Source organism: Xanthomonas sp. NCPPB 3218, from assembly GCF_056725185.1.
The window spans coordinates 4207730-4228922 of sequence record NZ_CM161516.1 but is presented as its reverse complement, the minus strand read 5'-3'; the positions used below and the strand labels follow the sequence as shown (position 1 = coordinate 4228922).

Below are 21193 nucleotides of genomic sequence, written 5' to 3'. Positions count from 1 at the left end.
AACGCAGTTGTGTGGGCAGGGACATCATTGAAGGGGAATTTACTTGAAGAGAGTTATTGTGCTTGGCGCGCAAGTGCCGTTTGTCAGGGGCGGCGCCGAGCTTCTCAACGAGGAGCTGGTCAGGCAGATTAATCTGTGGGGCAAGTCGCGCAATGTCGTTGCAGAACTGGTGCAGCTGCCTTACAGGTGGTACCCGGAAACAGAGATCATGTCCTCCCTGCTGGCATGGAGGTTGCTCAATCTGAATGACAGTAATGGTCAAAAGATCGACCTGTGCATCTGTACCAAGTATCCGACCTATGCGGCGTCGCATGACAACAAGGCGCTTTGGCTTGTCCATCAGCACAGGGTGCTTTATGACCTGGGGCGCACGCGCTTCGACCAACCGCACCTGACCGCCAGGGAAGCTGCGATTCGTGATGCCTTGCGTGCGTCTGACAAGGAGTTGCTGTCAGAAATCGAACCTCGCTACACGATCTCCCAGACGGTCACGGACAGGCTGCAGCAGTACAGCGGCCTGGGATCCGAAGTGCTTTATCCACCGTCCAAGCTGGCGCCCTTCATCAAATCTGGCGACTACGGGGATTACGTGCTGTGCATTGGCCGCCTGGAGTCGATGAAGCGGCCGGATCTGCTGATCCGCGCCGCCCAGCACGTTCCCCATGCCAAGGTGGTGATTGCAGGCACGGGGGCCGGCGAGTACGCACATTCGCTGGCGCCTCTGGTAAGGGAGTTGGGGCTGGAGGATCGTGTCGAACTGGCGGGCTTTGTCGACGACGCGAAGCTATTGGAGTTGATTGCCAACTGCCGCGCAGTCTTCTACTCACCAGTGGACGAGGATTACGGTTTTGCAACGCTGGAGAGTTTCGCCGCATACAAGCCGGTCATTACGGTGGATGACAGTGGTGAAGTTGGCCGAATCGTTCAGTCCACCGGTAGTGGTTGGGTGACGCGTCCCACGCCGGAGGCCATTGCGGAGAGCCTGGTCGATTGCTACTCGAAGCAGCCGGCGCAGCTCCGTGCCCTCGCCGAGGAAGGTCAACGCATGAGCACCTCCATCACGTGGGATCGCGTGATAAGCAATCTGGTGGAGAGCCGGCTTTGAGTGCCCCGTATCGCATCGCGATGGTCGGGCCACAGCCCCCGGAGCGCTCGGGCATTGCGGAGTATTCGGCAGGCCTGGTGGAGATGCTGCGGAAGCAAGGCCTGGACGTTGATGTGATTACCCGGGGCCGCCTCGAACGCGAGGGGTCAATGAGCGTGATCGACACCCTCCGGGATGTGGATGCGGTCGTCTACCAGATGGGAAACCATCCCGCGTTCCATGGCTGGATGCTGCCGCTGATGGCGGCCAGGCCGGGCGTCGTCCATCTGCACGATCTTGTGCTGCATCATATGGCCGCGGGTGTCTTGAACGACGAAGCTCGCCTGCTGAACGGCGATTACCTCAGCCTGCTGGAGAAGTGGCATTCGGCGAACGAGATCAGCGCCGCCGGTTTGGCGCTTCGCTGCGGCGCTCCCGTGTGGAATCGCGAGGATGTGGTGCAGTTTCCTCTTCATCAGGTGGCCACCAAGCTCGCCATCGAGGTCGTGGTGCATTCCCGCTATGCGGCTGATCGCGTCGCTGCGGACTTTCCATGGCTTCCCGTCACCGTGGTACCGCAGCTGTATCCTGTGGTCGCACCGCACCGCGAACGTAACCAGTTGCGTACCATCGCGCTCCTGGGCGGCGGGCACGCCAACCGACGTTTCGACTGGGTGGTGCAGGCCCTGGTCGCCATCGACGCAGATCTGACGGAACCGGTCACGCTGGAAATCGCGGGGGAGCTGGAGGCCGCTGTCAGCGTGGAGCTGGAAGCCTTGTCTGGCCTCCGCAACGTGCGGCTGATCAACCATGGACACGTCGACAATGACCAATTCCGCAGCGTCTTCGAGCGCGCCGATTTGATGATCGCCCTGCGACAACCGACGATGGGCGAGACCTCTGCAGTCGTGTCCAAGGCGCTACAGGCGGGCCTTCCGACCATCGTATCGGATCACGGTTGGTACGCCGAGCTACCGGTCTCGGTAAAGAAGCTAGCGCCGGATGCCGGGTGTTCGGAAGCGCTGGCAGACCTGCTGCGGCAGCTGATCCTGGACCAGAGGTCCTATGCAGCCTGGGCGGACGAATGCACCGATGCCGCACGCCGAGCGGCATTCGACCCATTCGTGGCGGCCGAGCAATATGCGCGTGTCTTGCGGAAACACCGCGTATTTTCCGATTTCAGGGATACCGTTGCCGAAGCAGTGGCAAGTTTGAAACTCGATCTAGACTCCCCGCTTGCTGACGAACTGCATCGGATCGACGTGCTGAGTACCTTGCGGGGAGATCAGTGGGTTGGGAAAGCCATCAGCGCACTGGAAGAGCAAGAGCTGGATCCTGATGCCCGTATCGTAGGAGCATCGGTTGGCTACCCGTATGACGAGCCCTTGCCCGAGGCGGCTTTTCAGGGCCAGGCCGTCGTGCTGGAATCACCGTCGGTCGTGGAGCCCACGAGCCTGATCTCCCTGAAAGTGGAGCTGATCAATCACAGCGAGTATCCATGGCTCAGTCCTTTTGGCTATTCGCTGAAGCCCTTCGGTATCTACCTCGGACATTTCTGGTTCTCTGCGGATACGACAGAGGAACTGGCCGAACAGCCTCGCCATTTCCTGCATGACGTGGTGACTCCGCTGTCGTCCGGAATTCATGAAATCACGGTCCGTGCTCCGGAAGTTCCAGGTGAGTATTACCTGGAGCTGGATCTGGTCCAGGAATCAGTTTGCTGGTTCAAAAGTCGTGGATTTTTGCCGGCCCGGCTTCGCATGCTCGTGGAAGCCACTCAATAATCAGCGGCGTATGTCCATCCATCACAGGTCTTCACCCATGAACGTAATATCCAAATTGCGCGCCCAGTCGGGCATCGTAGTCGCATTGATGGCGGTCATCGCCTTGGTCGGCTGCTCCAGGTCGCCGGACGCCGAGCAGCCAGCGCAGGGTGCGGTACAGCAGCAGAAGACAGTGGCCGAAGCGCCCGAGATGAGCGGTGCATTGACGCAGGACCAGGCAGGGGCCCGCTATGCCATCGCTTCGGATCCGGTTATCGTTCAGAATGGGGCCTTGCTCAGGACCGTCGTGTCGGTCACCAATCTTGGCAAGGTCATGATCAGTTCGACGGGGAAGCTGCCGGTAAACCTTGCCATTTCCCTGGCGGACCGTGACGGTGCCGTGCTTCAGCAGGATTTTGTGCGCGCATCGCTTCCAACGGGTGGGATCGCCGCGGGCAGTACCGCCGAGGTGACCGTTGAGGTGCCCACACAGGCCGTGCTTGGCAAGGTCATGCGGTTCGGCCTGGTGCAGGAATCGGTAGCGTGGTATAGCGACTTCAAGATCGAGCCCATTGACTACGGCCCGATTACAGCGTGCCAGGATCAAGGCAAGCAGGCCGTTTGTGGCGCAGGCGGAAAGCCCTTGGCCACGCGCTGAATCCAAACGATCACTGGAACAGGGCCGGCTTCGCTCAGGCTTGATTCAAATCCAATACGTAAATCAAGAGACTATTAATGAAAACTGCGTTGATTACCGGAATCTCCGGCCAAGATGGTGCTTATTTGGCCCAGCTGTTGTTGGACAAAGGCTACCGCGTGTTCGGTACGTACCGGCGCACGAGCTCGGTCAACTTCTGGCGCATCGAGGAGCTGGGAATTGCAGCGCATCCGAACCTCAATCTGATCGAATACGATCTGACGGATCTGGGTTCAAGCATCCGCATGCTTGAGAGCGCCGGAGCCACCGAGGTCTACAACCTGGCTGCTCAGAGTTTCGTCGGTGTGTCCTTCGACCAGCCAACCACCACCGCCCAGATCACCGGCATCGGTCCTGTCCACTTGCTGGAAGCGATCCGCCAGGTGAACAAGGACATCCGCTTCTACCAGGCGTCCACCTCCGAGATGTTCGGCAAGGTGCAGGCAGTCCCGCAGATCGAGAGCACGCCGTTTTATCCGCGCAGCCCTTATGGCGTTGCCAAGCTCTACGCACACTGGATGACCGTCAACTATCGTGAGAGCTACGGCATTTTCGGTTCGAGTGGCATCTTGTTCAATCACGAAAGTCCATTGCGTGGACGCGAGTTTGTAACGCGGAAAATCACCGACTCTGTCGCAAAGATCAAGCTTGGAATGTTGGACTGCCTTGAACTTGGAAACCTGGACGCCAAGCGCGACTGGGGTTTCGCACGCGAGTATGTGGAAGGCATGTGGCGGATGTTGCAGGCTGATGAGCCCGATACGTTCGTGCTTGCGACCAACCGGACCGAGACGGTACGCGACTTCGTCGCAATGGCCTTCAAGGGCGCCGGGATCCATGTCGAATTCCGCGGCAGCGACCTGGATGAAACGGCGGTGGATACCGCAACCGGGAAAGTGGTTGTGCGGATCAACCCGAAATTTCACCGTCCGGCCGAGGTTGATCTGCTGATCGGCAATCCTGAGAAGGCCGAGCGTCTGCTCGGATGGCGTCCAGAAACTACGCTGGAATCGTTGTGCCAGATGATGGTGGACGCTGATCTGCGGAGGAACGAGCGTGGTGCTTCATTCTGATCTCGGCAGCAAGCGGATACTGATTACAGGAGCGTCCGGTTTTACCGGGCGCTATGTGACGGACGAACTCAAAGCACAGGGTTGCGAGGTCATCGGTCTTGGAGGGGCGGAGCATTCGGTCCCCTCCTGGGCTGCTGGGCTGAGACCGGCTGACCGATATCTCCAGGCCGATCTGCGTGATGCAGATGGCTTGCGCAACGTACTCAAGGAAAGTCGCCCGGATATCGTCATTCACCTGGCGGCGCTCGCATTTGTGGCGCACGGCAATGCAGATGATTTCTACCAGGTGAATTTGGTCGGTACCAGGCACCTTTTGCAGGCGATCGACGACGCTGCGATTGCCCCTGAGCGTGTCCTGATCGCAAGCAGCGCCAATGTCTACGGTAATTCCTCGGCAGGTCGACTAGACGAATCGGTCACTCCTGCGCCGGCCAACGACTATGCGGTCAGCAAACTCGGTATGGAGCATGTCGTCCGATTGTGGCAAGGGCGCCTTCCCTGCACGGTGGTTCGCCCATTCAATTACACAGGGCGTGGCCAGTCAGAAAATTTCTTGATCCCCAAGATCGTGTCCCATTTCGCAAGGCGGGCCGCACGGATGGAGCTCGGGAATCTGGACGTGGCCCGTGACTTCGGCGATGTCAGGGCTGTTGCCTGCGCGTACCGTGGGCTGCTTCAGTCCGAGGCGGCGGTAGACCGCACCGTCAACGTATGTTCCGGCATCGCGTTCTCGTTGAGGGAAGTCATAGACCTCTGTGCCCAGATCACCGGTCACACACTCGATGTCTCGGTGAATCCTGCATTCGTTCGATCCAACGAAGTGAAGATGCTTTGCGGGGACAATACGTTGCTGCGGCAGATGACCAGTGATTGGTCATGTCCCCCATTGCGGGAAACGCTGGAATGGATGTTGACCGCGCCATCCCAGGACGAGCCACTCGCCGCCTGATTGGTGTCATGGGAGGGGCGCTGCAACGGCGCCCCATGGATCCGCATGATCGCCATCTCCAGCCCGATTCAATTGGCCCGGCGTCCACCCGGCCGGTGGATCGTGGCATTCCCATCGCATGATTGCTTGCGCCCAACGACGGCTGCGGCAGAGAGCTCTTTATCCGGCGATGCAGACCGCTTGACGGCCGAATCACTTTGGCAGGACGCAAGCGTGTCTGCCAGGCCGCATGTCTTGCACTTTACGTGTCAAGACATGCGGCTGCTCTTCTCAGGGACGGGTTCCCAGTTCCAGTGACATCAGATAAATGCCCAGTACCCGGTCATCCAGGGACATGCCCAGTTGCGACGGCGATGCAGGTTCGTCATAACGCATCTGAATACGGACTTCCTGCCCTGCCTGCAGTTGGGGCAGGCTGATCCTCAGCGGTTGCGGTTGAGGCGTCGATGCGGTCAATTTCTGCACCTGCCACTGCCCGTCGTTGACACGTGCGCTTACCTTCATTGAGGTCCTCTTCGGCGCCCATAGTCCAGACACGTGCAACACCAACGGTGCTCCCTCGGGAATGGATTGCTGCACACTGAATTTGAGTTCGGACTCATCGCCGATCGACCATGTACCGGATGGCTCGTCTGCCGACCAACCCGCGCCCAGATATGGGCGAATGTGTCCGGGGGTGAGGGACTGCGCCGCGGGCAGGATCGGTGCCTTGGGCAGATCCTGTCGGTCTACCACGAAGTAGCGGGCAGTATCCGGCCTGCGATCGAACTTCTTGGCGACGAGTTCCGCAGCACTGTCCGGGGCCAGCGCGCACGCTCCCGCGGGATACACGGTGATGGGCGCGCCTTCCTGTCCTGGAATGTAGAGCGCCTTGCGACATCTCGGACCTACCACCAGGGCAGGAAGGCTCGACGGGGGACCCTCGGTGGCAGCATTGCGCTCAAAGAAGACCTCTTCCGTCGGACTCCAGAGCCACGGCACGTAGCCATAGATGAGCTGGGCGGCGCGGCTGGGGGTCAGGTAGGACTCGACCTTCGCCGGCCAGGCCGTACGCGCGCTCAAGACGGCGGTAAGCGCAACGATGACCCACGTTGCAGTGCCAAGCCAGCGACTCCAGCGAGTCGGCCCCATCGGTTGCAGCGCGGCGATCAGCGGATAGAAAAGGCAGATGTACCACAGGCCGTATCGTGCCGGTCCGAATGTGCCGCCGGAGTTGATGTTGGTGGTCGCCGCCTGCGCAAGCATGGCCGCCAGCGCATAGACGACCACGTAGACGAGCAGGGTCGGCGCCGGGCGCGCGTAGCGTCGCTTGATCAGGCCGTACAAGGCAATTGCAAGGATCACCGGCCCCAGCGGCCAGCTGGGCAGTAGCCCGATATCGGGGTCGAACAGGTAACGCAACGACGACAGGACGTGCAGATCCGAGACCTGCGCGCCTCCGTTGATCAACTGCGGGGTGATGCTGCCGAAGCGCGAAAAGTAATAAAACGGGTGCAACAGGGCAAACACCGGGGCCAATGCAAGTGCCAGGACTTCCAGCGACGACATGCCGGAAGCTCGCGACCTTGCGTGGATGACCAGCGCGAGGACGCAGGCCAGGCAAGCAGGCACCGCAAAACTGATGTTCTGACTCGTCACAATCGCAAGCAGCAGGCCTGTATACGCCCAGCGCCGCTGCAAGGCGCAGGCCAGCGCCGCTGTACTGAGCACCACTGTGAACAGCTCGGTGTGCACCTTGTTCACGTACCAGAGTACTGGCGACGCAAGCAGGATCGCTGCAGCCGCCAGGATTCCCCGCCGGCCGTGCAGGTGGTGGCACAACAGGAACAGGCCCGCAATCAAGATGGCGTGCAGCAGCATGTAGTGCGCATGCGACTCGGTGCTGAGGCCGATGATTTCGCCTGCTTCCCCGACCGCGGCTGCTGCTGCGGGGTAAAACCAGAAGTGATTGAAATCAGTACCGCCGTTGACGGTCAACGGCCGGTACATGTTCTTGAGATCGGCTACCGGCTGCATTCCCCGGATCTGGCCCGACAGTCTCAGCCGCTCGTAAGCGGCCCATGTCTCTTCCTGGACGTAGGGCCGATGTTCGATGCCCATGGCCATTTCCATCGCGTAGTATTCCGAGCCGTCGCCGGTACGGTCCCTCGGAAAGCTACAGAGGACTGGATACAGCACCGCGACGATCAGCAGCCCAGCGACCAGATACAGCAAGGCGATGCGAATACGTCGCTGGTTGTCCGACATGTTCCGGCGCAAGTCATCCGTGCCCTGTGCAACGTATTCGGTAGTCATTAACGCCCGTCCGAAGCCAGAATGTCGTTGGCCAGGTTCCTGCCTTCGCGCACGGCATAGTTGGTGCCGCGGTCTTCCGGATAGACCTGCGCCATGCTGGTCAGGTAGACATTGGGCAGCGGGGTCTTACGTCCCGGGACCAGGCTCGAATAATGCTTCTCGGCGATCGGCTGGGCGTATTCGGCGCGCCATACATGGACGTCCTGAATCCAGCTACGGTCGAACGCGGGAAACATCTTCTGCAGATGTGGCAGCGAGAAGTCGACCAGCTCCTGGTCGGTCATCGTGTACATCGGGTGGCTGGTCGGAAGGTACTTGGACAGGTAGACGATATGGCGACCACCGTACGAGCTGGCCGGCTCGAAGTTCGTATGCTCGATCACCCCGACGTACGGGAATCCGGGATCGTTGACATTCAGCCAGTAAGTTTCAGACAGGCTTCGGTCCAGCGAAAGCACCATGCACACATTCGCCAGATAACGGATGCGCCGCAGCGACTGCAGGAATGCGTCGTCGGTCTTGCCCTGGAGCAGGTTGGCAGAGATGGGGAAGGCGGTCGACAATACGACGTTGTCAGCCTGCACTTCGCCGTCTTCCAGCAGCACGCCGGTGGCAACGCCATTCGCGGTCAGTACCGAGGTCGCGCTGGTGCCAAGCCGAATTTCACCACCCAGTCGAACGATGGCTTCACCAAGTTTTTCAGCCAGCGCGGCGAAGCCGCCGCGATAATAGGCGAGCACTTCGTCGCCCGAGTTGCTGCGGCTGCCGCCGCGCAACACAAGCTTTTTCCAGAACCAGACCGCGGAAACATCGTCGGCCACATCGCCGAACTTGCCGACAAGCAGCGGATCCCATACGACCTTGTAGGCTTTCTCGCCACACAGGTCGAGCAGCCATTCCTTGGCACTGAGATTCTCCAGTTTCTTCCAGTCCTTGACCGAGCGGGCACGCAGGACCGCGATGCCAAGACGGATGCGATCGATGAACGGCAGGGCATCGAACCGGAGCAGGTCCATTGGAGTGCTGAGGCGATAGAACTGGTCCGCAAAATACATGCCGGTCCGGGTGGGGCGCAGCACGATGTTGTCGTTTGCTCCCAATTCTTCGATCAGCTTGAATATCTCGACATCGTTGTTGAACCAATGGTGATAGAACTTCTCGAGGACCTGGTCGCCAACCTTGAAACCGCCTGCCAGGCCGCCAAGTTCATGGTCACGCTCGACGACCAGGACGCGCTTACCCTGCTTGGCGAGCTCGTAGGCGACAGATAGGCCGGCGAAGCCGCCGCCGATGATCACAGTATGGAATTGGTTCATTTGCTTGAGATGCTCGCAGGGGATCGGAATGTAATGGCGCGATTTAGAGAGAATTGCAGAATCAGCACGACCACCAACGTGGCCAGCTTGGCCCAAAGCGGATTCCAGCCGAGGACCGAAACCAGACCCCATAGCAATGCGCTGGAGACGAGGTAGCCCACCAACGCCGTTGCAACGAAGAGGCCGAGACGCCGCATCGTTTTATCGTAGGTCTGAAACGTGAAGTGGCGATTCAGTGCGAAACTGAGCAAGGTGCCGGCAAGATAACCAGCCGCGTTGGCGAGTTGGTAGTTGACGTGCAGCCAGATCAGCCCGGTGTACACACACAGGTCCAGGCAGACGCCGGAGCCCCCGCAGACCGCGTAAAGGACAAACTGGCGGATGCGCGGATCCGCCAGCGCCACGCGCAGTAATTTCATCATGTGGCCCGTTCGTTATGTGATGGGATATTCGCGGTCGACTCAATCACTGCTTGCGGCGTGGCGTTAACGTGCCGCAGGGCGCGGCCGAGGTATTCGCCAATGACGCCGATCGCAAGTAACTGGACGCCGCCAGTGATGAGCACGCAAACCATCATGGAGGCCCAGCCGACCGGCATGGCGTTGACGGTGAACCGTTGAACGACAAAGACCAGTGCAAGCAGGAAGCCGAGCATGGAGACGGCAATCCCCATCAGCGAGGCAAGTCTCAGGGGAAATACCGAAAAGCTGGTGGCCATCTTCAGCCACAGCGAGATGGACTTGCGGAGGCTGTAACCGGACTGTCCGTCTGCACGCGCGTGATGGTCGATCTTGATGCTGGTGATTCTCGTCGTGGTAGCAAGAATCAAACCATCGAGATACACGTTGGGGCCGGTGAACTTGACCAGTTCTTCCCGGACTCCAGCGACCATCGCACGAAACGGCGACAGATAGAGTCCCTGGGGCTTGCCAAGCAGATACACCGCCATCCGGTCATTCAGTGCGCTTCCGGCTTTCTTCCACAGCGCGTGCTGCTTGGAATGGAAGCCTGCGTAGCAGACATCGTAACCATCGCCGAGAGCGGCAAGCAGCGCGGGAATGTCGTCGGGATTGTGCTGCAGGTCGTCGTCCATGGTGATGATCTGCTGGCCGCGCGCCACACGCAGGCCGGCCATGATGGCGTTGTGCTGGCCTGCGTTCTTGCGCAGGTTGATCACCTTCCACCAAGGCCGCTCGCGCGCCAAGTCAAACAGCACCTTGCGCGAGTCATCCGGGCTGCAGTCGTTGACCAGGATGACTTCAAAGGAATCGCCGAACATGGTGGGCAGTGTCCGGCCCAGCTTGTCTGCAAGTTTCGGCAGGATCGACGCACTCTTGTAGACCGGGATAACGACCGAAAGTTTGCAGGTCTCAGTTGGCATTGTCATGGCGATGATATTTTTCCAGGAGGCGCCGCGTGTACCCGGGGCTTACGTCGATGCCAAGTGTCGGTGCGACCTGCATCATGAGTGTGGCATCCGGCTGCGTCCCCCCGGTGCGGTCGACAATCTCGCGGCGCGCATGCAGGCCCAAGATCGATTCCATGACGTCCACCAGTGCCGGCATGCTGATGACCTCCGGCGGCGCCAGGCTGGCGCGCAGTTGCTCGGGCGCTCCATCCTGCAACAGGCGCATGGTGATTGCGGCGACGTGCTCAACGTCTATCAGGCACCTCACGGCACCGGACCACATCGGGATCGGCTCGCCGCTGCGCAGACGGTCGGTCAGGAAATTGATCAGGTTGTGCGGATTTCCCGTGCGCCCCACCACTTGCGGCAGGCGCAGGATCAGATAGCGGCCGCCGCGATCGGCAACCAACTGTTCCATCCGCACTTTGTGACGGGCGTATTGACCGCTCCCGCGATCCGGGTCTTCGATGCTGCAGGTACTGAAATAGACGAAGGCGCCCCTGGCGGCCGCAAGCCGCTCCTCCAGCAGTTGCTGTTCGCGCGCATAGGCGGAGGGGTCGATCTCACTGGAATTTGAGACTCCGGATGCGAATAATGTGGCCTCCAGTGTTTCGATAGCTTGAGCATCAAAAGCGGATGCAAGCAGTCCTCTACCGACAATCATGGGCGCGATGGATCCTCTGCATGGTGGGTGCAGGCCGATGCGACATGTCGATCCATGACCATCTCGCCTGAGCGGGGGTTGAACAGTTTACAACCAGAGCGACCGTTCTAGGGGACGATGCCGAGGAAAGAGGTGGACAGCGCTCTATGCGAGCGCTGTCTCAAGTTCCGGCAGGAGAGTGAAAAGATCTCCCACCAACCCGATATCGGCAATCTCGAAGATCGGCGATTCAGGGTCCTTGTTGATTGCCACGATCGTGCCGGCGTCCTTGATGCCGGTCAGATGCTGGATCGCCCCGCTGATGCCGATCGCCACGTACAGCTCGGGGGCGATGATCTTGCCGGTCTGGCCGACCTGCAGCTCGTTCGGTACGTAGCCGGCGTCCACGGCGGCGCGCGAGGCGCCCACGGCGGCGCCGAGTTTGTCGGCCAGGCTGTAGATGTGCTGGAAGTTCTCGGCCGAGCCGACGCCGCGGCCGCCGGAGACCACACGCTTGGCGCTCTGCAGGTCCGGGCGGTCGGAGCTGCCTGCGGCCAGGCCGACGAAGCGGGTATGGGTGGGCAGCGCGGCATCGACGGTGACCGCTTCGACCGTCGCACTGCCGCCGGCTGCCGCTTCCGGCCAGGAGGCGCTGCGCACGGTGGCGACCACGATCTGGTCGGCCGGCGCTTTCACCGTGATGATCGCATTGCCTGCGTAGATCGGGCGCTTGAAGGTGTAGGCATCTTCGACCGCCATCAGGTCGGAGACCTGGTTGACGCCCAGCAGCGCGGCAACCACCGGCATCAGGTCCTTGCCGAACGTGGTCGAGGGGCCGAATACATGGGTGTAGCCCTGGCCGGCGAGCTGGGCGATCTGCGGCCCCAGCACCTGCGCGATGGCATGTTCGTTGGCGGCGTTTGCCACCGTCAGCACGCGAGCAACACCCGCCAGCTGCGCGGCCTGCGCCGCAACCGCGGCCGGATCGGCCGCCAGCACGACGATGTCGATGGACTCGGCCGACACCGCCAGCGCGGCGCTGAGGGTCTTGGCAGTGGCCGCATTGAGCTGGCCGTTGAGATGTTCGGCAACGATGAGAACCTTGGCCATTACAGCAACCCCTTCTGCTTGAGTGCGGCCACCAGCTCGGCGGCGTCCTTGACCATCACGCCGCGGCTGCGCTTGGACGGCGCGGCGTAGTGGGTGGTGCTGAGACTGTCATGCGCATCGACGCCGAGATCGGCGAAGGCCAGCGTTTCCAGCGGCTTGCTCTTGGCTTTCATGATGTCCGGCAACTTGATGAAGCGCGGCTCGTTCAAGCGCAGATCGGTCGTCACCACCGCCGGCAGGTCCACTTCCAGCGTCTCCAGGCCGGCATCGACTTCGCGGGTCACCGTGGCCTTGCCATCGGCGACCACCAGCTTGCCGGCGAAGGTCGCCTGCGGGCGACCCCACAAGGTGGCCAGCATCTGGCCGGTCTGGTTGGCGTCGTCGTCGATCGCTTGCTTGCCCAGGATGACCAGATCCGGCTGTTCCTTCTCGACCAGCTTGAGCAGGGTGCGCGCGGCGGTCAACGGCTGGATTGCCGCGTCGGTGACCACGTGGATGGCGCGGTTGGCGCCCATCGCAAGCCCGTTGCGCAGGTGCGCGGCCGCATCGGCCGGGGCCAGGGTGGCGACCACCACCTCGGTGGCGATGCCGGCGTCGCGCAGGCGCAACGCCTCTTCCAGGGCGATTTCGTCGAACGGGTTGGGCGAGAGCTTGACGCCGTCGGTGACCACACCGGAACCATCGGGCTTGACCTGAATGCGGACGTTGTAGTCCACCACGCGCTTGTAGGCGACGAGGATTTTCATCGTGTACGAGATCCTTCAGCTGTTGCGGGAAGGCCCGGCCGCGGCGGCAGGCTCGGGAGTGGGGCCATTCTAACCGGGCGGCATGCACCATGCGATGGCGTATGGATGCTGCGGCGCAACACTTGCGCATGCCGTTTGGGCCTGGGATTGCTCCGACCGTATATCCTGTGTGGTTTGAGAACGCAGCGCTGCGCGCGCGACCAGGAGGGGTAGACAGTGGCGACTTGGCTAGTGACCGGCGGGGCCGGTTTTATCGGCGGAAATTTTGTTCTTGAGGCAGTGGCGCGCGGCATTCGCGTGATCAATCTCGACGCGCTCACCTATGCGGGGAACCTGAACACGCTGGCGTCGCTGGAAGGCAATGCCGACCATGTCTTCGTCAAGGGCGACATCGGCGACGGCGCGCTCGTGACCCGTCTGCTGCAGGACCATCAGCCGGACGCAGTGCTGAACTTCGCTGCCGAAAGCCATGTGGATCGCTCGATCGAAGGCCCCGGCGCTTTCGTCCAGACCAACGTCGTCGGTACCCTGGCCTTGCTCGAGGCCGTGCGCGACTACTGGAAAGCACTGCCGGATGCGCGTCGCGAGGCCTTCCGGTTCCTGCATGTGTCCACCGACGAGGTCTATGGCACGCTGGGCGAGACCGGCAAGTTCACCGAGACCACGCCGTATGCGCCCAATTCCCCGTACTCGGCATCCAAGGCCGCCTCGGATCATTTGGTACGTGCGTTCCACCACACCTACGGGCTGCCGGTGCTGACCACCAACTGCTCGAACAACTACGGCCCATACCATTTCCCGGAAAAGCTCATTCCGCTGGTGATCGCCAAGGCGCTGGCCGGCGAGCCGTTGCCGGTGTACGGCGATGGCAAGCAGGTACGCGACTGGCTGTTCGTCAGCGACCACTGCGAGGCGATCCGCACCGTGCTGGCCAAGGGCCAGGTCGGTGAGACCTACAACGTGGGCGGCAACTCCGAGCGCCAGAACATCGAGGTCGTGCAGGCGATCTGTGCGCTGCTGGATCAGCATCGCCCGCGTGAGGATGGCAAACCGCGCGCGAGCCAGATCACCCATGTCACCGACCGCCCCGGACACGACCGTCGCTACGCGATCGATGCCTCCAAGTTGAAGAACGATCTGGGCTGGGAGCCGGCCTATACCTTCGAGCAAGGCATCGCGCAGACGGTGGAGTGGTACCTGACCAACCAGGCCTGGGTGCAGGGCGTGCTGGATGGCAGCTATCGGCTGGAACGGATCGGCGCCGCGGCCTAACGCGAGCCCTTAGGCAAGAGCCCGCGCATGTAAGCGTGTGCGGGCCTCAACAGGACATACCTGATGACACAACGTAAAGGCATCATTCTGGCGGGCGGCTCCGGCACGCGCCTGTATCCGATCACCAAGGGCGTCAGCAAGCAGCTGTTGCCGGTGTACGACAAGCCGATGATCTACTACCCGCTGAGCGTGCTGATGCTCGCGGGTATCCGCGACATCCTGATCATCAACACGCCGCACGAGCAGGCGCTGTTCCAGACGCTGCTGGGCGATGGTTCCCAGTGGGGCGTCAATATCCAGTATGCCGTGCAGCCCAGCCCCGATGGTCTGGCGCAGGCCTATCTGATCGGCCGCGAGTTTGTCGACGGCAAGCCGAGTTGCCTGGTGTTGGGCGACAATATCTTCCATGGGCATGGCCTGACCGATACCTTGCGCCGCGCCGATGCGCGTGAGCAGGGTGCAACCGTCTTCGGTTACTGGGTCAACGACCCGGAGCGCTACGGCGTTGCCGAATTCGATCAGCAAGGCAAGGTCATCGATATTGCCGAAAAGCCGGAAAAGCCCCGTTCCAACTACGCCGTCACCGGCTTGTATTTCTATGACGGCAAGGCCAGCGACTACGCGGCTGCGTTGAAGCCTTCGCCGCGCGGCGAGCTGGAGATCACCGATCTCAATCGCTGCTATCTCGATGCCGGCAATCTGCACCTGGAGCCGTTGGGGCGTGGGTATGCATGGCTGGATACCGGCACGCATCAGTCATTGCACGAAGCGGCCAATTTCATCGAGACCATCCAGATGCGCCAGGGCCTGCAGGTGTGCTGCCCGGAAGAAATCGCATTTGGTCAGGGCTGGATCGATGCCGAGCAGCTGGAGCGTCTGGCGGCGCCGTTGTTGAAGAATGACTACGGCAAATATCTGACTGCATTGGCCAAGCGCGGGGTTGTCCATTGAAAGTGATCGAAACGACGTTGCCCGGCTGCGTCGTCATCGAGCCTGCGGTCTTTGGCGATGCGCGCGGTTATTTCTTCGAAACATGGAATGCAGAGCGCTTCGGGCAGCACGGCCTGCCGACAAGCTTTGTACAAAGCAACGTCTCCACGTCCGCCAGGGGCGTGCTGCGTGGTCTGCATTACCAGTGGCCCCGGCCACAGGGCAAGCTGGTGAGCGTGCTCGAAGGCGAGGTGTATGACGTCGCGGTGGATATCCGTGCCGGGTCACCCCACTTCGGGCGTTGGACTGCCGTTTTGCTCAGTGCGGAAAACCGCCGCCAGGTCTGGATACCTGAAGGCTTCGCGCATGGTTTTGCCGTGCTTTCAGAAAAAGCATTGTTCAGCTATCTGTGCACCGACATTTACGTCAAGGAGGCAGATGCAGGCGTGCGCTGGAACGATGCGGCGATCGGGATCGATTGGCCGATCAGCGATCCAGTGCTGTCCGCCAAGGATGCCAAAGCGCCGTTTCTGAATGAGGTGCCAGTCGATCGACTGCCGGTGTACATGCCGTGACCACGGTGTTGTTTGGTGCCAATGGGCAGGTCGGGACGGAACTGCTGCGCGCACTGGCAGCCGATGACGCAATATGTGCAACGACGCGCAGCGGCCGGTTGGCCGATGGAAGCGCGTGCGAGGCGGCGGATTTCGACGCGCCGGAAATGCTGGCCGTCTTGTTGGACCGGGTCGGCCCGTCGCGCGTGGTCAATGCGGCCGCCTACACCGCAGTGGATCGCGCCGAACAGGAGCGAGATAGCGCCATGCGCGCAAATGCCATCTCGCCCGGCGTCATCGCCGCATGGTGTGCATCCCGCAACGTTCCGCTGGTGCACTACTCGACCGACTACGTCTTCGACGGTCAGGGCGCCGCGCCGTATCCGGAGGATGCGCAAACCTCGCCGCTTGGTGTGTATGGCGAGACCAAGCTTGCTGGCGAGGAGGCCATCCGTGCTTCGGGTGCGCAGCATCTGATCCTGCGCACGGCATGGGTGTACGCCTCGCACGGCGCAAATTTCCTGCGCACCATGTTGCGTGTGGGTGCCGAGCGCGATGAGCTGCGGGTGGTGGCCGATCAGGTCGGAACACCGACACCCGCCGCCCTGATTGCCGATGTCACTGCGCAGTTGCTGCTCCAACGCACCCCCGACACGTCGGGTACCTGGCACCTCACGGCGGCAGGGCAGACCAGCTGGCATGGCTTTGCCGAGGCGATCTTCCAGCAAGCCGTCAGCACAGGCCTGTTGCCGCGCGCACCGCGCGTGGTGCCGATCACGACCGCCGACTATCCGACGCCCGCAACGCGGCCGGCGTATTCGCGGCTGTCGATCGACAAACTGCAGCGCGAGTTCGACATCGTGTTGCCGGACTGGCAGCTCGGCCTGCAGCGCGTGATTGCCGAAATCGCCGCTGCCAGAGAGTAAATCCGCAACTCTGGTCGGTGGCGATAGGTCCGCTGATCGATACGAGCCGCAAAAACAAACAGCCGGGAATCCCCGGCTGTTTGCTGATACGTCGGAAGGGCCTGCAAGCGACCGATCAGGCGCGCCCGTAGGTATCTTCGAAACGCACGATGTCGTCTTCGCCCAGGTAGCTGCCGGACTGCACTTCGATCAGCTCCAATGGCAACTTGCCCGGATTGCGCAGGCGATGGGTCACGCCCAGTGGGATGTAGGTACTCTGATTTTCGGTCAGCAGCAGCACCTCGTCGCCACGGGTGACTTCGGCGGTTCCGCTCACCACGATCCAGTGTTCGGCGCGATGGTGATGCATCTGCAGGCTCAGCACCGCACCGGGTTTGACGGTGATGCGCTTGACCTGGTGGCGCTGGCCCATGTCGATCGAATCGTAGGCGCCCCACGGGCGATAGACCTTGCGATGCCAGGTGGCCTCTGAACGGCCAGCCGTCTTGATCTGGCCGACCACATCCTTGACCTCCTGGATGCGATCACGATGACCGACCAGCACGGCGTCCGGCGTCTCGACGACGACGACGTCTTCCAGGCCGACCATGGCGATCAGGCGCGAGCCGTACGCATAGGTGTTCTTGCAGTCCAGCTGGATGACATCGCCGTGGTGCGCATTACCCTGGCCGTCCTGTTCGGAGACGTCCAGCAGCGACGACCACGACCCGACATCGTTCCAGCCGGCATCCAGCGGCACCACCACTGCATCGGCGGTCTTTTCCATCACCGCATAGTCGATCGAATCCGATGGGCTGGAGGCGAACGCGTCCTTGTCCAGGCGGGTGAAGTCGGCGTCGCGCTTGCCGCCTTCCCACGCCTTCTGGCACGCATCGGCGATGGCGGGCTGGAACTTGCGCAGTTCTTCCAGATAGCGCGAGGCGCGGAACAGGAACATGCCGCTGTTCCAGTAATACTCGCCGCTGGCCAGATAGCCTTGCGCGGTGGCCAGGTCGGGCTTTTCGACGAAGCGCTCGACTGCGGTGGCGCCGGTGCCGGCACCGGCCTTGATGTAGCCGTAGCCGGTTTCGGGCGCGGTGGGCTTGATGCCGAAGGTGACCAGCTTGCCCTGCGCTGCGGCAGCTGCCGCGACGGTCACGGCAGCCTGGAAGGCGGCCTCGTCACGAATCACGTGATCGGACGGCAATACCAGCAACAGCGGATCGTCGCCATTGCGGGTGGCTTCCAGGGCGGCTACAGCAATCGCCGGAGCGGTGTTACGGCCCTTGGGCTCGAGCAGGATGGCAGACGGCTTGACGCCCAACTGCTGCAACTGCTCGGCGGCCATGAAGCGGTGTTCTTCGTTGGCCACCACGATGGGGGCATGTGCCGCCACCGGAGCGGAACGCAGCCAGGTGGCCTGCAGCATGCTGTGCTCGCCGACCAGCGGCAGGAACTGCTTGGGATAGGATTCGCGCGACAACGGCCACAGGCGCGTGCCGGAACCGCCGGACAGGATGATCGGAAGGACGTCGCTCATGAGCGGGGGAAACTCCAGTGCGTCAAAGTGGGGGAAGATGTTAAATCAGCCGCGCAGCAGGTTGGAAATTTCCTGCGTACGCGTTTCCAGCAGGGCGGCATCGCCGCGCGTTTCCACGTTCAGACGCAGCAGCGGCTCGGTGTTGGAGCTGCGCAGGTTGAAACGCCATTGGCCGAAGTCGGCACTGATGCCGTCGGTATAGTCCAGCTCCGGCGACTGATCGCCGTAGTGATCCATCACGCGGGCAACCGCTGCCTTGGCATCGTCCACCTTGAAGTTGATCTCGCCGCTGCAGGGGAATTTCTGCATGCGCGCCTCGACCAGATCCGCCAGCGAACGACCCGACTGCGACACCAGCTCGGCGATCAACAACCAAGGGATCATGCCGGAGTCGGCGTAGGCGAACTCGCGGAAATAGTGGTGCGCGCTCATCTCGCCGCCATACACGGCGTTTTCGCTGCGCATCTTTTCCTTGATGAAGGCATGGCCGCTCTTGCACAGCACCGGGATGCCGCCGGCGTCCTCGACCATCTCGACGGTGTTCCAGGTCAGGCGCGGGTCGTGCACGACCTTGCCACCCGGCTGCTTGGCCAGGATCGCCTGGGCCAGCAGGCCGACCAGGTAATAGCCTTCGATGAAGCGGCCGGTGTGGTCGAAGAAGAAGCAGCGATCGAAGTCGCCGTCCCAGGCGATACCGAAGTCGGCGCCGTGTTCCTTGACCGCCCTGGCGGTGGCGTCGCGGTTTTCGGGCAGCAGCGGGTTGGGGATGCCGTTGGGAAAGTTGCCATCGGGTTCGTGGAAGACGCGGATGAACTCGAACGGCAGCTGCGGTGCAAGCAGGTCGACGATCAGGCCGGCGCCACCGTTGCCGGCGTTGACCACCAGCTTGAGCGGCTTGAGCGTGCTGCGGTCCACGTAGCTGAGCAGATGCTCAAGATAGGCGGTCTTGTCGGTACGGCTCTGCTCGCTTGCGGTTGGCTCGCCGGGTGCGGCGGTATCGGCAGCGACGGTGTCGCGGATCGCGAACAGGCCGGTGTCGGAGCTGATCGGTCGCGCCTGCTCGCGGACCAGCTTCATGCCGTTGTAGTCCATCGGGTTATGGCTGGCGGTGACCATCACGCCGCCGGCCGCCTTGAGGTAATCGGTCTGGAAATAGACCTCCTCGGTGCCGCACAGGCCGATGTCGATCACTTCGCGGCCGCTGGCGCGCAGGCCGGCCGAAAGCGCTTCCTGCAGGCCGGGGCTGGCCAGGCGCACGTCGTGGCCCAGGACCACGGGCCCTTGCTCCAGCTGCGCCGCCAATGCCACGCCGATGCGGCGCGCCAAGTCCTCGTTGAGTTCATCCGGCACGCGGCCGCGGATGTCGTAGGCCTTGAAGGCGGGTAGCGTCATGGGCAATTCCTGGGATGGGGGAATTCCGAGTTTAGCGGCTGTGCCGTGTCTTGGGTGTGGCGGAATTGCGATCGGGGACAGGGAACAGTCAGCGGCTAGAATGGCCGCTTCACATCAGCGAGGCGAGGGCGGTGATGAGCAATGGTGGACGTGGTGCGGCAAGCGGCAAACGCTATGCCGATGCCGGGGCGGCGCTGGATGGGGTGCTGGCCGATGGCCAGACCCTGGCGGTCGGCGGCTTTGGGCTGTGTGGAATCCCGGAAGCGCTGATCGCGGCAGTGCGCGCGAGCGGGGTCAGCGGATTGACCGTGATCTCCAACAATGCAGGCGTCGATGGATTCGGGCTGGGTCAATTATTGGCCACCCGGCAGATCCGCAAGATGATTTCGTCCTACGTGGGCGAGAACAAGGAATTCGAGCGGCAGTACCTGGCCGGCGAACTGGAGCTGGAGTTCAACCCGCAAGGCACGCTGGCCGAACGCCTGCGCGCGGGCGGTGCGGGCATTCCCGCGTTCTATACCGCAACCGGTTACGGCACCATCGTCGCCCAGGGCAAGGAAACCCGGCAATTCGACGGCAAGCAGTACGTGATGGAAACCGCGCTGCAGGCCGACGTCGCGCTGGTCAAGGCCTGGCGTGCGGATACGGCCGGCAATCTGGTGTTCCGCAAGACCGCGCGCAACTTCAACCCGGCCTGCGCCATGGCCGGTCGCGTCTGCGTCGCCGAGGTCGAGGAGATCGTGGAGGTGGGTGCGATCGATCCGGACCAGGTGCATCTGCCCGGCATCTATGTCGACCGGCTGGTGCTCAACGCCACCCCGGAAAAACGCATCGAACAGCGCACCGTGCGCGAAGGACAGCACTGATGGCCTGGACCAGAGACCAGATGGCCGCACGTGCGGCGCGCGAATTGACCGATGGTGCCTACGTCAACCTGGGTATCGGTCTGCCGACGCTGGTGGCCAACCACATTCCCGATGGCGTGGACGTGTGGCTGCAATCGGAGAACGGCCTGCTCGGCATCGGTCCGTTTCCCAGCGAGGACGAGGTGGATGCGGACCTGATCAACGCCGGCAAGCAGACAGTGACCGCGCGTGCCGGGGCCAGTTATTTCGGTAGCCACGACTCGTTTGCGATGATCCGCGGCGGGCACATCGATCTGGCGATTCTCGGTGCGATGCAGGTGACCGAGCGCGGCGACCTGGCCAACTGGATGGTGCCCGGCAAGATGGTCAAGGGCATGGGCGGCGCGATGGACCTGGTGGCCGGCGTCAAGCGCGTCGTCGTGCTGATGGAACATGTCGCCAAGGACGGCAGCCACAAGATCCTGCGCGAATGCGACCTGCCATTGACCGGCGTCGGCGTGGTCGATCGCATCATCACCGACCTGGCGGTATTCGACGTCACCGATCGCGGGCTGGTGCTGGTGGAGGCGGCCGAAGGAGTGGCGCTGGAGGAATTGCGCCAGAAGACCGGTGTGACAATTCTGACGCCTCAATCGTGAGGCAAGGCCGGA

At 62.0% G+C, this 21193-nt stretch carries 20 protein-coding genes; 11 read left to right on the top strand and 9 right to left on the bottom strand.

Annotated elements, in window-relative coordinates; all coding sequences use genetic code 11:
* Window positions 1–43 precede the first annotated feature (43 nt).
* The 5 genes from AC1PLS_RS17425 (at window position 44) to AC1PLS_RS17405 (ending at window position 5566) form a co-directional block, all read left to right on the top strand.
* Complete coding sequence (locus AC1PLS_RS17425) at window positions 44–1105, top strand: glycosyltransferase family 4 protein (protein ID WP_104608245.1); 1062 nt, start codon at window positions 44–46, stop codon at window positions 1103–1105.
* A 20-nt stretch (window positions 1106–1125) separates the two neighbouring features.
* On the top strand, window positions 1126–2868 hold the full coding sequence (locus AC1PLS_RS17420; RefSeq protein WP_184434358.1) for a glycosyltransferase: 1743 nt from the start codon (window positions 1126–1128) through the stop codon (window positions 2866–2868).
* A 37-nt stretch (window positions 2869–2905) separates the two neighbouring features.
* Entirely contained in the window at window positions 2906–3505 is a 600-nt protein-coding gene (locus AC1PLS_RS17415) for a glycosyltransferase (RefSeq protein ID WP_252513604.1), read from the top strand.
* Window positions 3506–3582: 77 nt separating this feature from the next.
* Window positions 3583–4617, top strand: a complete 1035-nt coding sequence (gene gmd, locus AC1PLS_RS17410; protein ID WP_024938358.1) for a GDP-mannose 4,6-dehydratase — start codon at window positions 3583–3585, stop codon at window positions 4615–4617.
* A complete protein-coding gene (locus AC1PLS_RS17405; protein WP_024938357.1) occupies window positions 4601–5566 on the top strand; it encodes a GDP-mannose 4,6-dehydratase in 966 nt (321 codons plus the stop codon). Before gmd ends, AC1PLS_RS17405 begins: the two co-directional genes overlap by 17 nt.
* Before the next feature lie 270 nt (window positions 5567–5836).
* Here AC1PLS_RS17405 and AC1PLS_RS17400 read toward each other — a convergent pair whose 3' ends face one another.
* From AC1PLS_RS17400 to AC1PLS_RS17370, 7 genes are all read right to left on the bottom strand, one after another.
* Window positions 5837–7861, bottom strand: a complete 2025-nt coding sequence (locus tag AC1PLS_RS17400; RefSeq protein ID WP_184433433.1) for a hypothetical protein — start codon at window positions 7859–7861, stop codon at window positions 5837–5839.
* Window positions 7861–9177, bottom strand: a complete 1317-nt coding sequence (locus AC1PLS_RS17395; RefSeq protein WP_024938355.1) for an NAD(P)/FAD-dependent oxidoreductase — start codon at window positions 9175–9177, stop codon at window positions 7861–7863. The genes AC1PLS_RS17400 and AC1PLS_RS17395 overlap by 1 nt, the downstream gene beginning before the upstream one ends.
* Entirely contained in the window at window positions 9174–9599 is a 426-nt protein-coding gene (locus AC1PLS_RS17390; RefSeq protein WP_223214397.1) for a GtrA family protein, read from the bottom strand. The genes AC1PLS_RS17395 and AC1PLS_RS17390 overlap by 4 nt, the downstream gene beginning before the upstream one ends.
* On the bottom strand, window positions 9596–10564 hold the full coding sequence (locus tag AC1PLS_RS17385) for a glycosyltransferase family 2 protein (RefSeq protein ID WP_228960050.1): 969 nt from the start codon (window positions 10562–10564) through the stop codon (window positions 9596–9598). The genes AC1PLS_RS17390 and AC1PLS_RS17385 overlap by 4 nt, the downstream gene beginning before the upstream one ends.
* Window positions 10548–11249, bottom strand: coding sequence for an NAD-dependent epimerase/dehydratase family protein (locus AC1PLS_RS17380; protein WP_024938352.1), 702 nt, complete (start codon window positions 11247–11249; stop codon window positions 10548–10550). Before AC1PLS_RS17380 ends, AC1PLS_RS17385 begins: the two co-directional genes overlap by 17 nt.
* A gap of 144 nt (window positions 11250–11393) precedes the next feature.
* Window positions 11394–12338, bottom strand: coding sequence for an electron transfer flavoprotein subunit alpha/FixB family protein (locus AC1PLS_RS17375; protein ID WP_024938351.1), 945 nt, complete (start codon window positions 12336–12338; stop codon window positions 11394–11396).
* Window positions 12338–13084, bottom strand: a complete 747-nt coding sequence (locus AC1PLS_RS17370; protein WP_039525367.1) for an electron transfer flavoprotein subunit beta/FixA family protein — start codon at window positions 13082–13084, stop codon at window positions 12338–12340. The genes AC1PLS_RS17375 and AC1PLS_RS17370 overlap by 1 nt, the downstream gene beginning before the upstream one ends.
* Before the next feature lie 216 nt (window positions 13085–13300).
* Here AC1PLS_RS17370 and rfbB point away from each other — a divergent pair, with 216 nt between their 5' ends.
* The 4 genes from rfbB to rfbD all read left to right on the top strand — a co-directional run bounded on the left by rfbB (window position 13301) and on the right by rfbD (window position 16766).
* Entirely contained in the window at window positions 13301–14356 is a 1056-nt protein-coding gene (rfbB, locus tag AC1PLS_RS17365) for a dTDP-glucose 4,6-dehydratase (RefSeq protein WP_179465181.1), read from the top strand.
* Window positions 14357–14419: 63 nt separating this feature from the next.
* On the top strand, window positions 14420–15307 hold the full coding sequence (gene rfbA, locus AC1PLS_RS17360; RefSeq protein WP_024938348.1) for a glucose-1-phosphate thymidylyltransferase RfbA: 888 nt from the start codon (window positions 14420–14422) through the stop codon (window positions 15305–15307).
* A complete protein-coding gene (gene rfbC, locus AC1PLS_RS17355; RefSeq protein WP_024938347.1) occupies window positions 15304–15861 on the top strand; it encodes a dTDP-4-dehydrorhamnose 3,5-epimerase in 558 nt (185 codons plus the stop codon). The genes rfbA and rfbC overlap by 4 nt, the downstream gene beginning before the upstream one ends.
* Window positions 15858–16766, top strand: a complete 909-nt coding sequence (gene rfbD, locus AC1PLS_RS17350; protein ID WP_481103894.1) for a dTDP-4-dehydrorhamnose reductase — start codon at window positions 15858–15860, stop codon at window positions 16764–16766. The genes rfbC and rfbD overlap by 4 nt, the downstream gene beginning before the upstream one ends.
* A 115-nt stretch (window positions 16767–16881) precedes the next feature.
* Here the strand turns inward: rfbD and AC1PLS_RS17345 are convergent, their stop codons facing one another.
* Window positions 16882–18285: a mannose-1-phosphate guanylyltransferase/mannose-6-phosphate isomerase gene (locus AC1PLS_RS17345; RefSeq protein ID WP_024938345.1), complete on the bottom strand. Its 1404-nt coding sequence runs from the start codon at window positions 18283–18285 to the stop codon at window positions 16882–16884.
* A gap of 45 nt (window positions 18286–18330) precedes the next feature.
* The gene (locus tag AC1PLS_RS17340; protein ID WP_024938344.1) at window positions 18331–19677 is read right to left on the bottom strand and encodes a phosphohexomutase domain-containing protein; all 1347 of its coding nucleotides are present in this window, start codon (window positions 19675–19677) and stop codon (window positions 18331–18333) included.
* Between the two features lie 134 nt (window positions 19678–19811).
* Here AC1PLS_RS17340 and AC1PLS_RS17335 point away from each other — a divergent pair, with 134 nt between their 5' ends.
* Together AC1PLS_RS17335 and AC1PLS_RS17330 are read left to right on the top strand one after the other, a co-directional pair.
* Window positions 19812–20543: a CoA transferase subunit A gene (locus tag AC1PLS_RS17335; protein ID WP_024938343.1), complete on the top strand. Its 732-nt coding sequence runs from the start codon at window positions 19812–19814 to the stop codon at window positions 20541–20543.
* The gene (locus AC1PLS_RS17330) at window positions 20543–21181 is read left to right on the top strand and encodes a CoA transferase subunit B (RefSeq protein WP_102580555.1); all 639 of its coding nucleotides are present in this window, start codon (window positions 20543–20545) and stop codon (window positions 21179–21181) included. The genes AC1PLS_RS17335 and AC1PLS_RS17330 overlap by 1 nt, the downstream gene beginning before the upstream one ends.
* Window positions 21182–21193: the final 12 nt, after the last annotated feature.